The organism is Planococcus sp. TJ-301 (assembly GCF_058268475.1).
The window spans coordinates 285,058-304,240 of the sequence record NZ_JBZDOH010000002.1; the positions used below are offsets into that span (position 1 = coordinate 285,058).

Sequence of the window (19,183 nt, forward strand, 5' to 3'; positions counted from 1 at the left end):
GTGCCGATGCTTGTCTTAGCTGCAATCGCGGTTGTACTCATCATGGTTTATTTCTATTTGCACCACTGGGCTAAATGAATGCCGCCAGAAGAGCCGCATCGTGCCATGCGGCTTTTTATATTGCTTAGGACCGGGCGGTTATGGGTATTCTGTCTCTATAGGATGGCTGTTAGGCAGCCAATAAAAAATATGGAATAAGAGGAGAATGATGATGGAAATTTTGAAAAGGTTCAGAGACATAATGGCGAGCAATATTAATTCAATGCTGGACAGCGCTGAAGACCCGGAAAAGATGATTGACCAATATTTGCGCGACTTGAACAGCGACTTGGGCAAAGTGAAGTCTGAAACGGCCGCAATCATGGCTGCAGAAAAGCGCGAGCGCAGGGAATTGGAAGAGCTGCATAAAGAGCTGGATGATATGCAGCGCTATGCGGTGAAAGCGCTCGAAGCGGGCAATGAAGACGATGCCCGCAAGTTCCTGCAGCGCAAAGCGGAGCTGGCTGAGAAAGAAACAGACTTAAAGACAGCGGCGGAATTGGCATCGGCGAACACAGTACAGATGCGTGAAATGCACGAAAAACTGGTGTCTGATATCGGAGAACTTGAATCACGCCGCGACAAGCTGAAAGGCAAAGCGGCAGTAGCACGGACGCAGGAGCGCATGAACGAATTCAATGATTCATTCAGCGGAGCGGGCAATACGATTTCAGCTTTTGACAAGATGGAAGAAAAAATCAACCGCGAACTTGATGAAGCGATGGCGATGTCAGAGCTCAACAAAAATCCAGGTGCCGATATCAAAGATCTTGCCAAGAAATACGATTCTGATTCTACTATTGAAAAGCAAATGGATGAGCTGAAAGCCGGCACGGATGTTGAAGCGGAGCTGGAAGCGTTAAAAAACCAAGTCAATAAAGCCTAATGGAGGCTTTTGCTACAGATTCTGCAGGCCAAGGAGAGGGAGACGCAATGGTCACTCATTATAAATGCCCGAATTGCGGTTCGGATATGGCGTTCGACAGCGAGTCGGGCAAGCTGTCATGCCCGAGCTGCGGCAGGCAGGAAGATATCGGGACATTTCCTCCCGAGAACATAGAACACATAGCTGAAACGGATGAAGCAAAAGAGTTCCATTGCGAGAATTGCGGTGCGGTGCTTTTGACGGAGGCGGAAACGACCGCGACGCATTGCAGTTTCTGCGGTGCGCCGGTCGTTCTGGCGGACCGGCTGACAGGCGATTTCGCCCCGGCCAAAGTCATTCCTTTTTCCGTCAGCAGAGAAGAAGCCGAAGCCGCTTTCCGGAAATGGACCGGCAAAGGCCGGTTGTCCCCAAGGGGTTTCATGAGCGGAGACCGCATCAAGAAAATGACCGGAATGTACGTACCGTTCTGGCTTTATGACATTGACGGCAGCGCTGAAGTAGCGGCAGTCGCCACTAGGACGCGCAGCTACACGAGTGGGGATACAATTTACACAGAAACCGAGTTTTACGACGTACACCGCGATATCGACCTCAGCTACTTGAAAGTGCCGGCTGACGCTTCCGAGAAGATGGACGACGTGCTGATGGACAAGCTGGAGCCTTATGATTATCAAGAACTGAAGGATTTCAGGATGCCTTATCTCGCGGGTTATTTGTCTGAGAAATACGATTACGATGATGATTCCTTGTTCTCGCGCGTCGAGTCGAAAATTGTGCCTTATATCGATGCGTATATCGGAACAACGATTTCCGGCTACTCGACCGTCAGTTACACGAACAAGCAGATCCATGCTAATAAAAAGCAAGCGTATTACACGCTTTTTCCAGTATGGATGGTGTATTACGATTTTGAAAACAAAGAGCACACTTTTGCGATGAACGGCCAGACCGGCAAAGTGGTCGGCAAACCGCCGATCAGTAGTGCAAAAGTCGCGGGCTGGTTCCTCGGCATTGCTGTGGGAGCATTCGCGCTGATGAAAGCTGCGGCATACTTGGTAGGAGGTGTGCTATGGTGAGCCAAATAGTATGGAAAACACCCTTCCTGTTGATTGCGCTTGTCTGTATTTTCTGGCTCACAGGTGCGACTTCAGCGTCAGCCGTGGCAGACCGGCACATTTATGACAACGCTGGTTTGTTGGTTGGTACGGAAGCGCAGGACTTAGAAGCGGCTGCAGTTCAATACAGCCGCGAAGAAGGGGTCGACTTTCTTTTTTTGACGGTGAATGGAATGGATGGCAAGGACATTGTTGCATTCATGGGCGATTTCTTTGATGAATGGGCTGTCGATAACAACCAGGAAAACGCCGTTTTGCTGACAATCGATATCGCAAGCCGCGAAGTGTTCCTGTCCGGTTTCGGCACAGCGGAAACGTCGCTTGATGACGAGCGAATCGATCTTGTACTCGACCGCATCTTCCCGGAGTTGCAGGCAGGCGATTACGGCGGGGCTTACGAAGAAATGATGGCCGCTTCGAGTGAGTATATGGATTACCGCCCGGGCGTCAATCCGGAAAGCATTTTCTTGAAAACCTGGTTCCACGGCTTGGTGTCCCTTGCTCTCGGCGGTGGAATTGTCGGTTCGATGCTTTATAACTCAGGCGGCCGAGTTACCACGACACCGCGCACATATTTTGATGGCGACAATACGCAAGTGACGAACCGCGAAGACCGCTTCCGCAACAAAACCGTAAGCCGCAGCAAAATCCCGCAGAACAAAGGCGGGGGAGGCGGTGGTTTCGGTGGAGGCGGCATGACCGGAGGAGGCCGTTCGTTCAGCGGAGGCGGCCGCAAATTCTAAACGGCAATTCAATACACGGAAGGAATGAACAACATGGCATTTTTCGGCAATCAATTTGCAGATGTAGTGGAATGGGAAGAATTCAGGGAGGATATGATTTTCTGGAAATGGACCAATAAGGAAATCAAAAAAGGCAGCAAACTCGTCATCCGTCCCGGCCAGGATGCCATCTTCCTCGACCATGGAAAAGTGGAAGGAATTTTTGAAGATGAAGGCGAATACGACATCGAATCGGAAATCGTTCCGTTTTTATCGACATTAAAAGGTTTCCGCTTCGGCTTTAACAGCGGGATGCGTGTGGAAGTGCTTTTTGTGAACACGAAAGAATTCACCGTCCGGTGGGGCACCCAGAACCCAATCAATATCCAGGCACCGGGGCTTCCAGGCGGCATGCCGATCCGCGCGAACGGCACGTTCCAGTTTCAAGTGAACAATTATATGGCGTTGATCGACAAAATAGCGGGTGTGCGCAGCAGTTACCTCGTGGAAGATGTGAAAATCCGCATCACCGCCATTTTGGATCAGCTCTTGATGAAATGGATTCCACGGGAAGGCAAAGACATGTTCAACTTGCAGGCCAACGCCCACGAAATCGGCGCTGGCATCCAGGATGACCTTAATATGGAATTGATGGATGACGGCATGAAAATCATGGGCTTCCAAATTATGAGCTTTAATTATCCAAAGGAAATCCAGGACATGATCAACAAAAACGCTTCCTATGGGATGGTCGGCGACATGAAGAAATACCAGCAAGTGTCGATGACCGATGCGATGGCTTCCGGGAAATCTTCCGGAGCGGGCAGTGCGGCTGATATGGCCGGCATGATGATGGGCATGGGTATGGCAAAGGAAATGATGGAAGGCATGAAGGATGGCGGCCAGCCGCAAAACCCGCCCCCGGCAGCGGATGAAGGCGCGGCTGAAGAGTCCGTGGGCAAAGCCCCGAATTTCTGCCCGAACTGCGGCCAGAAAACCGAAGGTGCGAAATTCTGTTCGAATTGCGGGCAGAAGCTGTATTAACCGCGCATCTTTTCAAGGCTAATTGAATAAAGCAAACAGAAATCCTGATCCGTGGCAATTTACGTTGCCATGGATTGGGATTTTTTCCATATAGGTCCTAGGTAGTGTTTCTGGGATTCGGGTTTGCCACCGTTTTTTTTTGATTAAGACAGGAAAAACCATGAAAATGGAAATGAAAGCGGCTTCAAAATATTATTTCAGATTTATCTAAAAATAGTTTTGATATGAGGTTTTCAAAGCTTGAAAAGGGTTATACAATAGGAAATCAAAAACGAAAAGAGGTGTTTCTTCACCATCAGATTTTCTCACAAAGAAATATTAGTAAAATGTCTTGGTGTTCCTGGCGAATTCTGCTACACTGGCAACTGGAATTTATTTTTTTATTAGAATTGCTGCTGGACGATGGAAATAATCTATTATATAGAACAGACATATGGGCATATTCGCATAGAAACATGGGCTGCGGCCTATGAGTTGGACGTGGATCTGGCCAAGGTCTTTGTGAGGGATCAGTTATGAAGAGAAAATGGTGGAAAGAAGCAGTCGCATATCAAGTATACCCGCGGAGTTTTATGGACTCGAATGGGGATGGCATTGGCGATATCAATGGCGTCACAAGCAAATTGGATTATTTGAAAGACCTGGGCATCGATGTTATCTGGATTTGCCCGATGTACAAATCGCCGAATGACGACAATGGCTATGATATCAGCGATTACCAAGGCATTATGGAAGAGTTCGGCACTATGGAGGATTTTGACCACTTGCTGGCTGAAGTCCATGCACGCGGCATGAAGTTGATCATCGACCTCGTTATCAACCACACGAGCGATGAACATCCATGGTTCATGGAATCACGTGCTTCCTTGGATAACGATAAGCGCGACTGGTATATCTGGAGCGATGAGCCGACGAATTGGGAAAGTATTTTTGGCGGTTCTGCTTGGGAATACGACCAGGAGACAAAGCAATATTATTTGCACCTGTTCTCTAAAAAACAGCCAGATTTGAACTGGGAGAACGAAGAAGTCCGCCAATCGCTTTATGACATGGTGAATTGGTGGCTCGACAAAGGGATTGATGGCTTCCGTGTTGACGCCATCAGCCACATCAAAAAGGATTTGACCGATGTCCACGACCCGGAACAAAATCTCTATGTCGAAGCTTGGCATAAAATGATGAATGTCGACGGCATTCAACCGATGCTTACGGAACTGCGCGACAAGACATTCGCGGGCCGCGACATCATGACCGTTGGCGAAGCGAACGGCGTCAAAATCGAGGACGTTGAAGAATGGATCGGCGAAGACGACGGCAAATTCAATATGGTGTTTCAGTTTGAAAGCATGAGCTTGTGGAGCAGAAGCATCCATGGCATTGACGTGCCCCGATTGAAAGAAGTATTGACGAAATGGCAGAACGGCGTCGAAGGCCACGGATGGAACGCATTGTTCATCGAAAACCATGATAAGCCGCGCATCGTGTCTTCGTGGGGCAATGACCGTGAATACTGGCGCGAAAGCGCGACGGCGATCGCCTGCATGTATTTCTTCATGCAAGGCACGCCTTTCATCTACCAAGGCCAGGAAATCGGCATGACAAATGCGCCATTTGAAGAACTTGAACATTATAACGACGTCAAAACGAAAAACATGTACCATTTAAACCGCTCTGCAGGCATGGAACACGAGGCTGTGATGACGCTCATCCGCCCACAAAGCCGCGACCATTCACGGACGCCGATGCAATGGAACGCAAACGCGCATGCCGGTTTCTCGGATGCCGAGCCGTGGATGCGCGTCAACCCGAATTACACGCATTTGAATGTGGAAACGCAGCTGCAGGATCCCCATTCTGTGCTGTCTTTCTACAAGCAGATGATTTGGCTGCGCAAGCATAACGATGTGTTGATCTACGGGCGCTACGAACTGGCGAACGCGGGACATGATTCGATTTACGCTTATAAGCGTCATTTCGAAGGGCGGACTGTATTGGTGGCCGTGAATTTGACGGAATTTCCATGTTATTGGGATGAGCCGAAAGACGGTACCATTTTGTTGGCAAATTACCAGGGGCTGGATCCGAAACAATTGCTGCCATACGAAGCGCGTGTGTACGAGTTGATCCAAGACTAGTCTTGAACAAGGCAGTTGAAATTTTCAATAAAAAGAGCCGCATTCCCTTAGATTCTTAGGGGAATGCGGCTTTTTTTAAATCTTGCTTACGGAATCAATGCTGTCGTTTGGGCTGTGGTGCGCATTTCGAAAGCCTGTTCGACAAATTCCAGCTTTTCGGCGTAAAGTTGAATGACGTCTTTGATTTCTTCGGCCATGTAAATATCGTTCCGGTTGTTTGCCAGTACCGGGTAGCCAGAGCCACGCTGCAGGTAATCGGAGCTGGCGACTTTGTACCAGCGGCTGTCGTCCAGCGGTTCGCCGTTGATCAAAATCTCTTGGACCTGGCTGCCTTCACGTATGACAAAAGCGCCGGAAACGTGCAGACGGCCGACGAATTTTCCGCGGAATCCAGGACCGCGGCCATCGGCGAGGCAGACTTGCGCATCCAGCGACTGCGTGAGCGCTTCTTTTAAATGCTTGCCTCGAATTTCAAAAGATGTCGGATTCAGCGGAGAAGGGCAGATTTCAATCAGCTTTTGGCGGGACACGTTTTGGAACAAACCTGCATTGGCGATGCCGCTGTTGATCAATCCGATATCGCAGTCCATCATGTCGCGCAAGCCGTCTGCGATCAGGTTAGCCAGCGGATTTTCTTCAATGACGTCGTGCCACAGCGGCTGAGGCAGGCTATAAAGCGGTTTGCCTAAAGCGGCGATCGCTTTCACTTTATTGCGTTTCAGGATTTCCAGAATGGCCGCATCTTTTTCCACTTCTTTTGTCGGAAGAGTAGCCGAGTGGAGTAATTCCACTTTGCCGCCAGCCACTTCAAGTTCAATGACTCCGATATGCTCGGCGAAGTTTCCAGCGCTATTCATGATGGTACCATTGACGATTTTCGCCTGCGGGTAAAGCTTGTGGTCATGCGCAGAAATGATCACATCGATTTCAGGGATAACTTGAGCCAATCCTTCGTCTGCAACAGTACTGACGTGGCTGAGCAAAATGCACAAATCGTACTCGCCGGCATGACGTTTGATTTCGCTTTGCGCCATTGCGGTATAATCCAAAACGCTGATGCCGAGCCCGTCATTGAAGACGTCAAGGTCGGGCGAAGAGCCGGTGACAAGAATCCGCAAGCCGTTTTTATGCAGAACAGTACTCTTCACGACGCCTTGAATTTCCGTTCGGTCTTTTTTGAGCAGGTTATTGCTGATGAACGGGAATGGGCTTGCCGCTGCCATGTGTTCAAGTGTATCCATGCCATTGAACATTTCGTTATTGCCGACTGTCATGGCGTCGTAGCCGACCGATTCGAGCAATTCAAGAGCGGCGATGCCCCGGGTACCCTGCAGTTCAATGCTCTTGAAGTCGGCGAAATCACCGCCGTCGAGCACAAGTGTGTTTTCGTCTTTCAATTCTTTGATTAACGTAGCTGCCCGTGCAAAATTGTCGTAATTGCTGTGGACATCGTTCGTATGTATAATTTTAAGTTTCATGGGAATCCTCCTGTAAGTTATTTCCTTTCTATGTATTACGTTATTTCTGCTTCCGAAGTTTCAATAATCTGGAACTTTTTTCGGTGAACCTGGCCAAAGGATAAAAGAAGGTTGAAAAATCTTATTGCATAAAACGTGGACGCTTGCTATGCTCTTTTTAGATAGAAACAGGAGGAAATACTCATGGTCAAATTAATTACTTTTTTAACAACTATTACCATTCTTTTTTTACTCAATATTGGAGTTTCATATGTTTTTCAAATTCAAATCATTGATATTGCCTTCGCCTTCGGATTGTTGGGAATATTAATTACGGCTCCGAACAACCCGTTGAGCGATGCATTCAATGCCAATCCGTTTATCGAAGTAGAAGGGGAGCGACACGCAAAGTTCGGGAAAATTCCACTACTTGCTGCCGGAACGTATTTCTTAGTCGCTTCCATTGCGACATTCATCCATTATCAAAGCTATTTCATTTAACTGAGGCCCATCCTTCAGAATGCTGCGAGCGATTGCAGCATTTTTTTATTGCCTTGAAAATAGAAAAAGCATGCACGCCGCTGGAAGCGGGTGCATGCTCAAAAAATATTAGCGTCTGCCGTGCTTTGCTTGGAAATCTCTTTCGGAAGACATGAGATACATCACGCCTTCAATAAAGCCGATTACTGCAGGAATTGCTGTCCAACAGAAAAGCAGATACAAGATGCCCATACCGGGCTTGCCCAAATAGAATTTATGGATGCCAAAATCTCCGAGGAAAATACCGAGAAGGCCTGCAACTGTTTTGTTTTTCATATCCGATCATCCTTTCAGTCTTTGTTCTCTGTTTTCCCTTCTCACTGAAAGTTAATCTCAATTTACTAAGCAAGAAAAAATCCGCTTCCGGGAAATGAAACGTTCCTGGGAGCGGATTTTTAGCTGGCCAACTGATGAAGTTCAACACATTTTAAACGAATAAATGCGCGAATAACACAATGATTGGCAATGTGATAATGGTGCGCAGGATGAAGATAGCGACCAGTTCCCAGAATTTCACCGGGATGTTCGAGCGCAAGATCAAGATGCCGATTTCCGACATATAGATGATTTGCGTCAATGATACACCGGCAAGGACAAAGCGCGTTAATTCGCTTTCGATGCCGCTGCCGAGTACAGCAGGCAGGAACATGTCCGCAAAACCGACAAGCAATGTCGGCGCGGCTTCAGCGGCTTCCGGCAAACCAAGAAGCGTCAACACCGGAATCAACGGATACGAAATGATTTTGAACAATGGTGTGTATTCCGCGATGACCAATGCCATCGTGCCGAGCGCCATAACCAGCGGGATTAATGCGAGCCAGATATCCAGCACGGTTTCTGCACCAGTCTGGGCAAGCTTTTTCGGGCTTGCTGCATTGCTCGCTTTGCGGCGTGCTTCATCAAAGCCCCATTTCACCAATGATACGCCTTCTGGAATTGTATCATCGATCTGCTTGCCGACGGGTTCATAATATTCATCCGTTTTCAAAGACAGCGGCGGAATGCGCGGCATGATGACAGCGGCGACCAAGCAGGCGACCGAGACGGCTATGTAAAACGGCAGGAATAAATGTCCGATGCCGACAACATTTGCGACAACGAGGCTGAACGCAACCGACGCGATGGAGAACGTCGTAGCGATGACTGCCGCTTCGCGTTTTGTGTAATAGCCTTCGTCGTATTGCTTCATGGTGACAAGTACGCCGACCGGCGCAGCGCCCATCCAAGAGGCCATAGCGTCAATCGAAGAGCGGCCCGGCAATGTGAAGACAGGGCGCATGAATTTATTGACCAAAGCGCCGACGAATTCCATCAGCCCGAACTCCACCAGCAGCGGCAACAGGATGCCGGCGAACAAGAACCACGTCAAGAGGACCGGAGCCAAATCGTATAACACGACGCCGCCCGTGTTGCGGGAAGAAATCGCTTCTGGCCCGATTTCGAAGAATGCCATCAACCCGAAGACAAAGCCAAGTACGCGAACGGCCAATCCGAACGGACCAGTGATAAACAGGGAACGCAGGAAATGCGAGTTTTTGACAAATGCCGGTTTGGCCACAGTCGCCACCACAGTTGCGACAGCTGACAGCCCAAGCAGGAATAATATGAATGCGGGTATTACAGAGCCGAAAGTCTTCAGCAGGAATGACGCCAAGATGCCGACGCCGATGGTGATTTGGCCGTCATAGGAAATCGGGCAAAGAAATAAGAGTGCCCCAATCAGCGAAGGGATCAAGAATTTCCATGTAGCGGATGGCGAAATCGCCTTTTTGTCGCTTTGAATCATTGTCATATGTGTTCCCCCTTTAGTTTGTATGCAGTTAATGCTTGATCCAATATGTCGATGCCGTGGTCGATTTGTTCTTTGGAAATGGTCAGCGGCGGTATCATGCGGATCACTTCGCCTGAATTGCCGCAAAGATAAAACAGGACACCGCGCTGCAAGCAGCCGTCGAGCACGTTCATGACCGCATCGCCGTCGGGTTTTCCGGTAGCGGGATCATACAATTCGATGCCGATCATCAAGCCGACACCGCGGATGTTCTTGATAACGCTATGTTTGTCTTTCAGCCCTTCAAGCTGGCTGACCGCGTATGTCCCCATATTGCGCGAGTTTTCGAGAAGCTTTTCTTCTTTGATGATTTCAAGAGAAGCGAGCGCTGCCGAACAGGAAATGGGATTGCCACCGAAAGTTGTACCGTGCGTACCGAGCGGCCATTGCGCCATCAATTCTTTCGAAGCGACAGTAGCGCTGAGCGGAAGACCGGCGGCAATGCCTTTGGCAATCGCCATGATGTCCGGCGTTACGCCAAAGGTCTGGGCAGCGAACCAGTCGCCGGTGCGGCCGAAGCCGGTCTGCACTTCATCAAAAATGAGCAGGATGCCGTGGCGGTCGCAGATTTCTCGGATTTTTGCCAGCCATTCTTTCGGCGGGATGATGTAGCCGCCTTCACCCAGTACAGGTTCAAGGATGATGCACGCCACTTCCTCTGGAGTCACTTGATGCGCAAAGAGCTTTTCGACGTCACGTTCAAGCTTGTCAGGAAAGAAATTTTCCGGCGCTGCGCCTTCCGGCAAATCATCCGGATGCGCGTAAGGCAATTGATAGGTCAGCCATGAAGGCTGCAGGAATTTTCGGTATTTGCTCTTGGAAGTCGTGACGCTGAGCGCACCGATTGAACGGCCGTGGAAGCAGCCGGTGAATGAAACCGTGTAAGGACGCTTTGTCACATATTTCGCTAGCTTGATGGCGCCTTCAATCGCTTCTGTGCCACTATTGGCGAAAAAGAAATTATCCAGTTTCGGCGGCATGATTTGCTGCAATTCGTAAGCCAATTTCAAGATTGATTCGTAGATGATGACGCCGGATGGCCCATGCACCAGATGGTCGGCGCTGTCCTTGATCGCTTGCACCACTTTCGGATGGCGGTGGCCGACGTTTTCGACCGCGATGCCGGAAGTGAAATCCAAGTATTTTTTGCCGTCGGCGCCGTAATAATAACAGCCTTCAGCTTTAACGACGGGCAGATTCGGATGGTCTTTCGCCATGCTTGGGGCGAGGAAATTGCCGATCGATCCCACTAAGTGCTGCCAGTCTTGTTCTTTGGCGATTGTCATTCGGCTTCATCTCCTAACGGTATTGTTGAGTATTTTTTCAGTTTGCGGACCACAGAAGGCTGGCTGATGCCAAGGACATTCGCCATCTCAGTTGTGGTCTTGTAGCGCTTCTGCGCATTCAGCAGCACTTTTTTCTCGACGGAATCGAGGATATGCGGCAGCGTCTGGCCATCAAGTTCGATGCCAATGCGTTCATTGGCGTCGGGCTGGTATTTCACCGGCAGGTCATCAAGCGTTATGAGGTTCGATTCGCTTTCGATAAAGCTCCGTTCCAGGACGTTTTTCAATTCACGGAAATTGCCTTCCCACGGTAACTGTAGTAGATGGAAATACAAGTCGTCCGTGACGTGCTTTTCTTCACTGTATTTTTCATTCAGCTCAGCGAGGAGCTTGCTGATGGCACGGTCAAGGTCTTCCGGCCGCTCACGCAGCGGCTTCAACTGGATCGATGCGAGATGCAGGCTGTAAAATAGGTCTTCGCGGAAACGGCCTTCTGTAACCGCTTTCTCCAAAAGCGTCTCGCTGATGGCAATGATGCGAACGTCATGCTGCCGTTGCAGAATCTTGAAAAGCATCGCCTGTGAAGCGAGGGAGAGCTGGTCGATGTCATTCAGCACGAGTGTGCCGCCAGCCGCTAAAGTCAGGTAGCCATTCTCTTCGAGTCCTGTAAAACTGATGTCAAAAACCGATTCCGGTATGGAACTGCAGTCCGCTTCAATAAATGCTTCGTCGCTGCGGCTGCTTTGCGAATGGATGAACTTCGCGAGAGCGGTCTTGCCGGTGCCGTGTTCTCCCTGGATCACGATGGGCACTTCGAGTCGAGCGGCTTTGACAGCTGATTTTACAGCGCGCTGTGAAGAATTGCTGTCCATGATGCAGCCCGCGACCTGTAGCTGCTGGTCACGCAAATAGGCCAATTCACTTTTCACTTTAGACATCTCTGATTCCAAAGTCTGCAGGTAGTCTTTCATCAACAGCAGTTCTGACATTTCGTAGGAATAGCTGATGACAAATTCCACTTCGCCGGCTTCGTTGAAGAGGGGGATTCCGGTTATCAATACTTTTCTGCCGGATGGAGTGCTTTGCAGCGTCACAATCTTTTTCTTTTTTTCAACGACAAGCGGCGTCACAGCAGGAGAGAAAATCCCTTGTGCTTCCAAGTCGTAGACGGATTTTCCGAGAAGGTCTTTAGGGCCGACGCCGTAATGCTCGCCGCTGATTTGGGATACTTTGATGATTTTTCCTTCCCGCGAGGTGACTATGATGTCTTCGTCATACGAGTCCATGATTTCTTCTTCCGTATTAGGAAGTAAAAATAAAGTATTCACGCCTGGCCTCCTTTATTCATTCTTGTATAGACTATACAATATTGAATAATATGATTACAAGGATAATTTTATTTTTTCAGATAATTATCATATCTACAGGAGTTAATATATATACCGCTTCGGTCGTTTTGGGTAGAGCAAAGACGATTGTTTCTGTCTCTGCATCGCTACGCTAGCTTCGTAGCAAAGGAAATGGTGCAAATTCCATTTGGTCATTTCCCTGACTAGCCATTTGACGCGCCTGCGCTAAGAAATTTTTCAATAGCTACGAGAAATAAAAGCGCCTTCAGCTGTTTTGCGGAATATCGTCATAAAATCATAATTTATTTTAAGAAGATAGAGCGAGTGCATGAAAAAACCACATCCAAATCAGAATGTGGTTAGTAGCCGTTTATTGTGCCGCTGTTTTCGCGGCTAACTCTGTTTTTTTGTCTTGCGACTCGTGCAGCTTCACCATCACAAAGCGGGCAATCGGCTGGATGACCAGACTTTCGGCAATGAGGACGATGAGAAAATTGCGCGGCCAGTTTGTTAGCCAGTTTGAAAAGAGTTGGCTGTGGAATCCGTTGCCGACAAGGTCGCCGATGAATGTCATCGCGGCGGACATGCCGAGCACGGTGAAGAGGATCCGGAACAGGATTTTGGCGTTGAAGCTGTCGGTCGGCTTGGTGAATTTTGCGGTCAAGGCTTCAGCGAGGCGGCCGAAAATGGCCGGCTCAATAATCATGACGATAATCCACATGATCGGCAATGTTTTCAAGATGGTGAATGCGATGTCGCGGTTGAAGTCACCGGCGAAATAAATAATGCTGAATGATGTCATGAACAAGACGGTCATGGTGGAGATTAGGGCGCCGTAGAGAAGGCCTTCTTTGGCGTTTTGCGGCAGTCTTTTTTCTAAATGCATGGGAATCTCCTTTTCAACGTGCTTATACTGGCCTATCGATACGCGGAAAATTGCAGTGGGAACTGGCAGGAAACACGGTACTTTCGAGGCTGCAAGTAACTATAGCAAACCTTATGTATTGTGTGTAAGTGTCTGAATTGTGTCGGTTTATTTTTGGTAAATGGTTTCTAAAAAGCCGTGCGTAGCTTACAGTAGAGGATAAGAACGACAGACAAGGATGAGAAGAATGAAGGTTTTTGCATCGCACGATGAACAGATTCAAATCCTGCGCCAGCGCGGCATGACGGTGGTGGACGAAACGGCGGCGAAACGGGTTTTGGCGCGCGAAAATTATTACGCGCTGATCGACGGCTATAAAGAGCCGTTCCTTGAGCGGGATGAACGGCTGAACCCGTATGGCCTTGAACGCTACGCTGCGGGCACGGAATTCGGCCATGTGTATGCGCTGTACCGGTTTGACCGAGAGCTGCGGATGCTGATGCTCAATGAATTGCTGAAGTTCGAAAAGAACATCAAATCGAAAGTAGCGTACCGGTTCTCGGAAAAGTTTAAGGCGACGGACAGTTTTCTGGAAACGGCGAATTACAGTCTGGAAGCCGAGCGGCATCACGAGCGCGACCGCATCATTTCGACGCTGGCAAATCTGATCAAGAGCCATAAGAAGCGGGACCGGGTAAGATATCCCGCTATCCGTGAATTCTATGACAAGCACAAGAATGTACCGCTTTGGGTGCTGGTCAATTTCCTTTCGCTCGGACAAATTTCAAATTTTTATTCCGTTGTGGATGAAGAGCTGCGGGAGCGGATTGCACGCGATATCGCCGAAGAGTTCAGCGAAGAATACGAACCGGCCCAGCTGCAGGCGGAAGAGCTCGATGCGATTTTGCGTTTGGTGTTTCCGTATCGCAACAAGTCTGCGCACGAGGAAGTGCTATACAGGTTCCGCCTCACACATCCGGAAAAGCTGGACGGCGTTGAAGCGATGCTGCGCTTGTCTGGGGGCAGCCTCGGACAAGGGACAGTGTATTCGATGGCGTGCTTGCTGCGGCTGTTGCTGGCAAAAGAGGAATACGAAGTGTTTTGGGTTGAACTGGAGCGCTTGATGGATGGCTTGAAAGCGGAGCTGCCAAGGCGTGCCTATGGCGAAGTCATGAGAGATACCGGATTCCGTGAAAATTGAATGTCCAATCTTGGAATAGGAGATGATGTCTGTGATATACGCCGCGTTGCTCAGAGGAATTAATGTTGGAGGCAATAATAAAGTCAATATGAAAGTGCTCAAGCAGGTTTTTGAAGAAGCAGGCATGACCGCTGTCAAGACGTATATCAATTCCGGCAATATCGTTTTTAAGGATGCAATCCGGACGAAACAAGAAGTCATGGCTATTTTGGAAGAGGCAATCTTCACACATTTTGGCTTGCACATTAAGGTGCTGGTTTATACCATCGATGAATACACGCTCATTGCCGAAGCGGTTCCGGAAGAATGGACCAATGACGATAAGCTGAAAAGCGATGTGCTGTTTTTATGGGAAGAAGCCGATGACGAATCCGTGCTGGAGCAATTGCCTTTGAAACCGGAAGTGGACCGCGCGCATTATGTGTCTGGGGCCATCCTCTGGTCAGTAGACCGCGACAAGGTGACGAAAAGTGGAATGTCCAAGATTGTCGGAACCAAACTGTACAAGCTCGTGACGATCCGCAACGTGAACTCGGTGAGGAAAATCTATGAATTGATGCGGGCGATGGAATAATAATATCTGCAGCTTTAATGCTGAAGGGGTAGTTGCAGCGAATCAAACCTTACATGCATGTTGTGTAGCATCTAACTTCATTTGTACGAAATAAACCTTTGCTCTGTTTAGTTATGGCAAAGGTTTATTTTTGAAGTTTTTTAAAAGTGGAAGGATTCCATAACTCGCCTCGAAAAATATTTGTTTCCTTTAAATGACTTGAAAGCGTTCGTAAAAATGTGTAAGAATTCGCGGACGTTCGTAAAGTGTTTTGATACGTTTACGAACGTTTTTTTGGCCGTTTTCAGCCCTTTTCAAAGTGTTCATAAACGTGTACTTTTACGAACGCTTTCATTTCCAAAATTATGTAGATAATATTATAAGTTCTGAGTATATTTAACGTAAGAGTTTCGATTCTGATAATAAGAGAGAAAAGAGAACTAAGGAGGACCTATGGAAAAAAGTAACCTCCGCATTAGAAACGACGAGGATGGCATCACCGTATTAATTGGCAAATACAATGTACAAGAATCTATCCAATACATCCAAACAAACCAGATTAAAAGTGTACAGATTACCTATTACTATGAAGAATCACAAATCGATTTCTTGAGTGAATGCCGAAGTATTGAATCTTTGTCGCTGCAAGGGCCGAATGTGAAGAATTTGAGCGGTCTCTATCACTTGAAGGCGCTTAAAGATTTGTCACTCGATGATGCTGTCCCTTCTTTGACAATTGATTTTCGCCAACTGACCACGTTGGAAGGAATTTACGGCACACTGCCGCCAAAAGCCGTGGCCATCGGCAGCCTGATTCACTTGAAGAAAATGCAGATCTGGGGCTATAAGCCAAAAGGAAAAAACCTGGAGGAGTTCACAGACCTGAAAGCTCTTGAAGATCTCGAACTCATCAGCTCCAACATCGCTTCCCTAGAGGGGATTCAAGGATTGAAGAAGTTGAGTCGCCTAGGATTGTTCAGAATGAGGGCCTTGTCTGATCTCGAAGCGATCCAACAATTGTCTAAAAACCTGACGACACTCCAAATAGAGTTTGCGAAAAAAATAGAAGATTTTTCTCCAATTGGAAAAATCCAATCGCTTGAGTCTTTGAGTTTGAATGACTGTGGGAATATACTGTCAATTCGATTTACAGAGCAACTACCTCGTTTGAAAACCTTGATTTTGGCAGATTCCACTGTAGTAGATGGAGATGTCTCCCGTTGTATCGAGATGGAATACGCTTATTTTACGAATCAAAAACATTATTCCCATCGGTTGAAAGAGGGGCCTCGGCTCAATGATCTTCACTCCTTTATAGAGAAAGTCAAACCAGAAGAGACTGAACCTGTTCCGCGAAACGCCAACCAAGGGGAACAGCATTTACCTACGCAAGAGTGGAGAACAAGGATGGATGACGGGGATGACCAATTTACCGAAGAAAATCTATCGGCAACAGAAAACGTACTCCAAGACTATATGGATGGACTTTCCCGCCTTCAAGCGCCGACTGAAAAGAAAATCATAAAAATAGTGAAGGAAACGGTACTCCGTTTAAATGTGCTGAATGAAAAATACGACTTTTTCATTGAGACACTGGAACGGGAGGAGCTGCATGATTTTATCATGGAAAAAGCTCGACAAGCGGGCTTAGAGAAGGATGAAGACATTACAGAAGAATGGCGGGAATGGTAGGGGAAATTTCACAAGATGTTTATGGGCTAGGATATGGAACAAGTGAAAGGTGCTATTTTAGCGAAAGTGAATGTAACTTATGTGCAGTTAAGTTACATTCAGAATGAGAAGTAAACTAATAAATTAAGATTGTATTTGAACCGGAGGGAAACCATGAAGTTGATTCAGGGAAAATTGGATTTATTGCATGATGAAATAAAAGACATGGGCGGAATTATAGACTTAGACTGGTGCGGTAAATTGCTGTATCCATATTACGAACATTTTAATGATGCTCAACCAACATATAAAGCAGGTTCACTTCTTGCTTTTTCGGGTCTTCTCATAGAGTGGGAAGACGAAAGTGGATCTCCATTTTGCACAGATGTTGAAGAACACGACTGCCATTGCCATCATTTTGATAGATATCTTCAAGAATTTTTAACATACTCTCCAAATATCAAAAAACAATACCCAAATATTTACCTGACTATCGTGGCATTGCTAGATCAATTAAATGAAAGAGAGGATTGGGAGAATGGATTTCCTAATATTCCAAGCAGTTTATTTGATACCGTTAGAAAAAAATTGTCTCTAGATGGTGCAAAAAAGATAAGTGATGATACTTATGAACATGCAATAAAAGAAGCATTTGAAAACATAGACTTAAAATAATTTACAAAATTCTTGGTGGGTATATGAAACGAAAGTGAAGGAACTTGAAGGTAACTTATCGTGAATTAAGTTACTTTCAATAGCAGATAAATTAAAAAGTTGATTTGGGGAAAGGGATTTTTATGAACTATTCAGAACTGCTTCAGTGCCAAAGCTATCTTTATTTGAATTCGCTGTTTGAACCTGAGGACAATGCTTTAACCGTTGATATTGACCGTTGTAAAATACCTGGAACTCCAATTGGCGAGACTGATACTGTTTCGTCTTATGACCCCTTCGATGTGGATGAAACCCTCCCCATCATTCGACTTGAATTTGATTTTTACATTGCTTATTCGGTTCTAAACGAAAGCTTTACTGCTTTGGACAAGTATGAGGTTTATGAAGGGCGGTTTTTCACGCTTTATTCAAAATCCCGATATCTAGATTTTATTGAGATTGGTACCACAGCTGAAGATGAGCATCCTGGGCCATATAAACATTATGGGATAAATACTTTGAATCACACAATTGATGTGATATCGACTGAACCTCCACGGGTTTCAATAATACAAAGAGATGGTCAACAAAAGTAATTTTTTAGATGTATATAAGGATGGTGAATGTAACTTAAATCAATTAAGTTACATTCGCTCATAAGTCTAAGTAGGAGGAAAGCAATTGAAAAAGCAATATTTTGTTCAATATTCAGATGCCAGTTTGATCAATAATTTTGTTCTTCCGAAAGGTAAGTTTGAATCAATTGCAATTGGAATTGGGGACATGGAAACCGATTTTCTTTTTGCGCTGATTCAAAATATCAGTAGCTTCCCCATTTTCTTCGTACTGGAATCTGTGGTTTTTGAACATATAAAAACGAGTATTTACGAGAAAAATATCTCTCACTATAAATTTTCTTCAGAGGGTTATATCATCAAAATTGATTCGACTGAAATATTAGAATGGTTTTGCACTAATACGGTTGAATTAGTTTTAAATGGATTGGAAGTTTTTATTTTCTTTGGAGAAGATATTTCTGAAGTGAATCTAGTCCCAACAAGAAATTGGGATAGCCCGACTGAATTTAAAAACCTTGATTTTGATAAAGTCGAGACATTCATTGATGTATATGAGGTCGGCCTTACTATATTTACGAAGAATGAAAAATACAACTCACCAAAAAAAGTCACACCATACATATCTGCAGATTACTCGCTTGATTTAGAGAATAGTGACACTGAATAGTAAAAGATTTTCAGTATTAGCAGCATTCGTTTTATAAAGGTAAGGACCTGTAACAGATTTAAGAACTTACTTTTAGAAAGGATGGGACTACCTGTGGCTCCTTCATGGGAGAGTTTTTTAGACATAATTGGAATACAGCAAGCTGAGCGATTCCATGCTCAGTTGAAAAAAATTACTGAATTTCGAGACGGTTACCCTGAAAAGTCCCGTTTGCTGACCTTACTTGAGCAAATCGAGCTGATTTATGGAAATGAAGAATTTGCAGTTTTTTGGATGAATAACGGAAGCCGTATTTATAAGAAAATCGCGAACAAACAGGACAGGGAGAAGATAGCCTGCTTATGCGAAAGAATCGCAGGTAATTACATGTTGTTTTTACCCCGTGACGCAACAATTGAAAAAGGAAAGTTCAGGACGAAGAACAATTCATTGGACAATGTCTGGAGAAGCACAAGCAACTTGTTTTAAAAACCGAGGATGCATACGTGGTGATGCATCTTCAGCTTACTTAAAGTACAAAAGCGGACTTATAATCGGAAGGTATTAACTATTAATGACTTTCTACTGAATTACCTTCTCTTTTGCTGAAC

General features: G+C 46.4%; 19 protein-coding genes. 13 read left to right on the top strand and 6 right to left on the bottom strand.

All coding sequences use genetic code 11. The features are described from left to right. Positions 1 to 211: 211 nt before the first annotated feature. From AC4EHJ_RS12225 to AC4EHJ_RS12245, 5 genes are all read left to right on the top strand, one after another. The gene (locus tag AC4EHJ_RS12225) at positions 212 to 925 is read left to right on the top strand and encodes a PspA/IM30 family protein (protein ID WP_490975904.1); all 714 of its coding nucleotides are present in this window, start codon (positions 212 to 214) and stop codon (positions 923 to 925) included. Positions 926 to 972: 47 nt separating this feature from the next. Further along, positions 973 to 2,001 (top strand): TFIIB-type zinc ribbon-containing protein, encoded by a 1,029-nt coding sequence (locus tag AC4EHJ_RS12230; RefSeq protein WP_490975905.1) that lies wholly within the window; start codon positions 973 to 975, stop codon positions 1,999 to 2,001. Then, the gene (locus tag AC4EHJ_RS12235) at positions 1,995 to 2,783 is read left to right on the top strand and encodes a TPM domain-containing protein (RefSeq protein ID WP_490975906.1); all 789 of its coding nucleotides are present in this window, start codon (positions 1,995 to 1,997) and stop codon (positions 2,781 to 2,783) included. Before AC4EHJ_RS12230 ends, AC4EHJ_RS12235 begins: the two co-directional genes overlap by 7 nt. 33 nt (positions 2,784 to 2,816) lie before the next feature. Next, positions 2,817 to 3,806, top strand: a complete 990-nt coding sequence (locus AC4EHJ_RS12240) for an SPFH domain-containing protein (protein ID WP_490975907.1) — start codon at positions 2,817 to 2,819, stop codon at positions 3,804 to 3,806. Between the two features lie 515 nt (positions 3,807 to 4,321). Further along, positions 4,322 to 5,941: a glycoside hydrolase family 13 protein gene (locus AC4EHJ_RS12245; protein ID WP_490975908.1), complete on the top strand. Its 1,620-nt coding sequence runs from the start codon at positions 4,322 to 4,324 to the stop codon at positions 5,939 to 5,941. Positions 5,942 to 6,027: 86 nt separating this feature from the next. On the opposite strand, the gene AC4EHJ_RS12250 is transcribed toward AC4EHJ_RS12245, so the two are convergent. After that, positions 6,028 to 7,419, bottom strand: a complete 1,392-nt coding sequence (locus AC4EHJ_RS12250) for a bifunctional metallophosphatase/5'-nucleotidase (protein WP_490975909.1) — start codon at positions 7,417 to 7,419, stop codon at positions 6,028 to 6,030. A gap of 183 nt (positions 7,420 to 7,602) precedes the next feature. On the opposite strand from AC4EHJ_RS12250, the gene AC4EHJ_RS12255 reads away from it, so the two are divergent. Continuing rightward, a complete protein-coding gene (locus tag AC4EHJ_RS12255; protein ID WP_490975910.1) occupies positions 7,603 to 7,899 on the top strand; it encodes a hypothetical protein in 297 nt (98 codons plus the stop codon). 108 nt (positions 7,900 to 8,007) lie between these two features. Here the strand turns inward: AC4EHJ_RS12255 and AC4EHJ_RS12260 are convergent, their stop codons facing one another. The 5 genes from AC4EHJ_RS12260 to AC4EHJ_RS12280 form a co-directional block, all read right to left on the bottom strand. Next, entirely contained in the window at positions 8,008 to 8,214 is a 207-nt protein-coding gene (locus tag AC4EHJ_RS12260) for a TM2 domain-containing protein (RefSeq protein WP_490975911.1), read from the bottom strand. Positions 8,215 to 8,365: 151 nt separating this feature from the next. Continuing rightward, positions 8,366 to 9,730, bottom strand: coding sequence for a YjiH family protein (locus tag AC4EHJ_RS12265; protein ID WP_490975912.1), 1,365 nt, complete (start codon positions 9,728 to 9,730; stop codon positions 8,366 to 8,368). After that, positions 9,727 to 11,055, bottom strand: coding sequence for an aspartate aminotransferase family protein (locus AC4EHJ_RS12270; RefSeq protein ID WP_490975913.1), 1,329 nt, complete (start codon positions 11,053 to 11,055; stop codon positions 9,727 to 9,729). Before AC4EHJ_RS12270 ends, AC4EHJ_RS12265 begins: the two co-directional genes overlap by 4 nt. After that, positions 11,052 to 12,383 carry a sigma 54-interacting transcriptional regulator gene (locus tag AC4EHJ_RS12275; RefSeq protein WP_490975914.1) on the bottom strand — a complete coding sequence of 444 codons (1,332 nt, stop codon included), beginning with the start codon at positions 12,381 to 12,383 and terminating at the stop codon, positions 11,052 to 11,054. The genes AC4EHJ_RS12270 and AC4EHJ_RS12275 overlap by 4 nt, the downstream gene beginning before the upstream one ends. A 391-nt stretch (positions 12,384 to 12,774) precedes the next feature. Then, positions 12,775 to 13,290: a DUF2798 domain-containing protein gene (locus AC4EHJ_RS12280; RefSeq protein ID WP_490975915.1), complete on the bottom strand. Its 516-nt coding sequence runs from the start codon at positions 13,288 to 13,290 to the stop codon at positions 12,775 to 12,777. A 226-nt stretch (positions 13,291 to 13,516) separates the two neighbouring features. Between AC4EHJ_RS12280 and AC4EHJ_RS12285 the strand changes: the two genes are divergently transcribed. The 7 genes from AC4EHJ_RS12285 to AC4EHJ_RS12315 all read left to right on the top strand — a co-directional run bounded on the left by AC4EHJ_RS12285 (position 13,517) and on the right by AC4EHJ_RS12315 (position 19,061). Further along, positions 13,517 to 14,470, top strand: coding sequence for an Abi family protein (locus AC4EHJ_RS12285; RefSeq protein WP_490975916.1), 954 nt, complete (start codon positions 13,517 to 13,519; stop codon positions 14,468 to 14,470). Between the two features lie 31 nt (positions 14,471 to 14,501). After that, positions 14,502 to 15,044 carry a DUF1697 domain-containing protein gene (locus AC4EHJ_RS12290; protein ID WP_490976021.1) on the top strand — a complete coding sequence of 181 codons (543 nt, stop codon included), beginning with the start codon at positions 14,502 to 14,504 and terminating at the stop codon, positions 15,042 to 15,044. A gap of 1,386 nt (positions 15,045 to 16,430) precedes the next feature. After that, positions 16,431 to 16,715, top strand: coding sequence for a hypothetical protein (locus tag AC4EHJ_RS12295; RefSeq protein ID WP_490976022.1), 285 nt, complete (start codon positions 16,431 to 16,433; stop codon positions 16,713 to 16,715). A 153-nt stretch (positions 16,716 to 16,868) separates the two neighbouring features. Next, positions 16,869 to 17,369, top strand: a complete 501-nt coding sequence (locus AC4EHJ_RS12300; RefSeq protein WP_490975917.1) for a hypothetical protein — start codon at positions 16,869 to 16,871, stop codon at positions 17,367 to 17,369. A 122-nt stretch (positions 17,370 to 17,491) separates the two neighbouring features. Beyond that, positions 17,492 to 17,944, top strand: a complete 453-nt coding sequence (locus tag AC4EHJ_RS12305) for a hypothetical protein (protein WP_490975918.1) — start codon at positions 17,492 to 17,494, stop codon at positions 17,942 to 17,944. Between the two features lie 85 nt (positions 17,945 to 18,029). Beyond that, on the top strand, positions 18,030 to 18,593 hold the full coding sequence (locus AC4EHJ_RS12310; RefSeq protein ID WP_490975919.1) for a hypothetical protein: 564 nt from the start codon (positions 18,030 to 18,032) through the stop codon (positions 18,591 to 18,593). A 93-nt stretch (positions 18,594 to 18,686) separates the two neighbouring features. Further along, entirely contained in the window at positions 18,687 to 19,061 is a 375-nt protein-coding gene (locus tag AC4EHJ_RS12315; protein WP_490975920.1) for a hypothetical protein, read from the top strand. Positions 19,062 to 19,183: the final 122 nt, after the last annotated feature.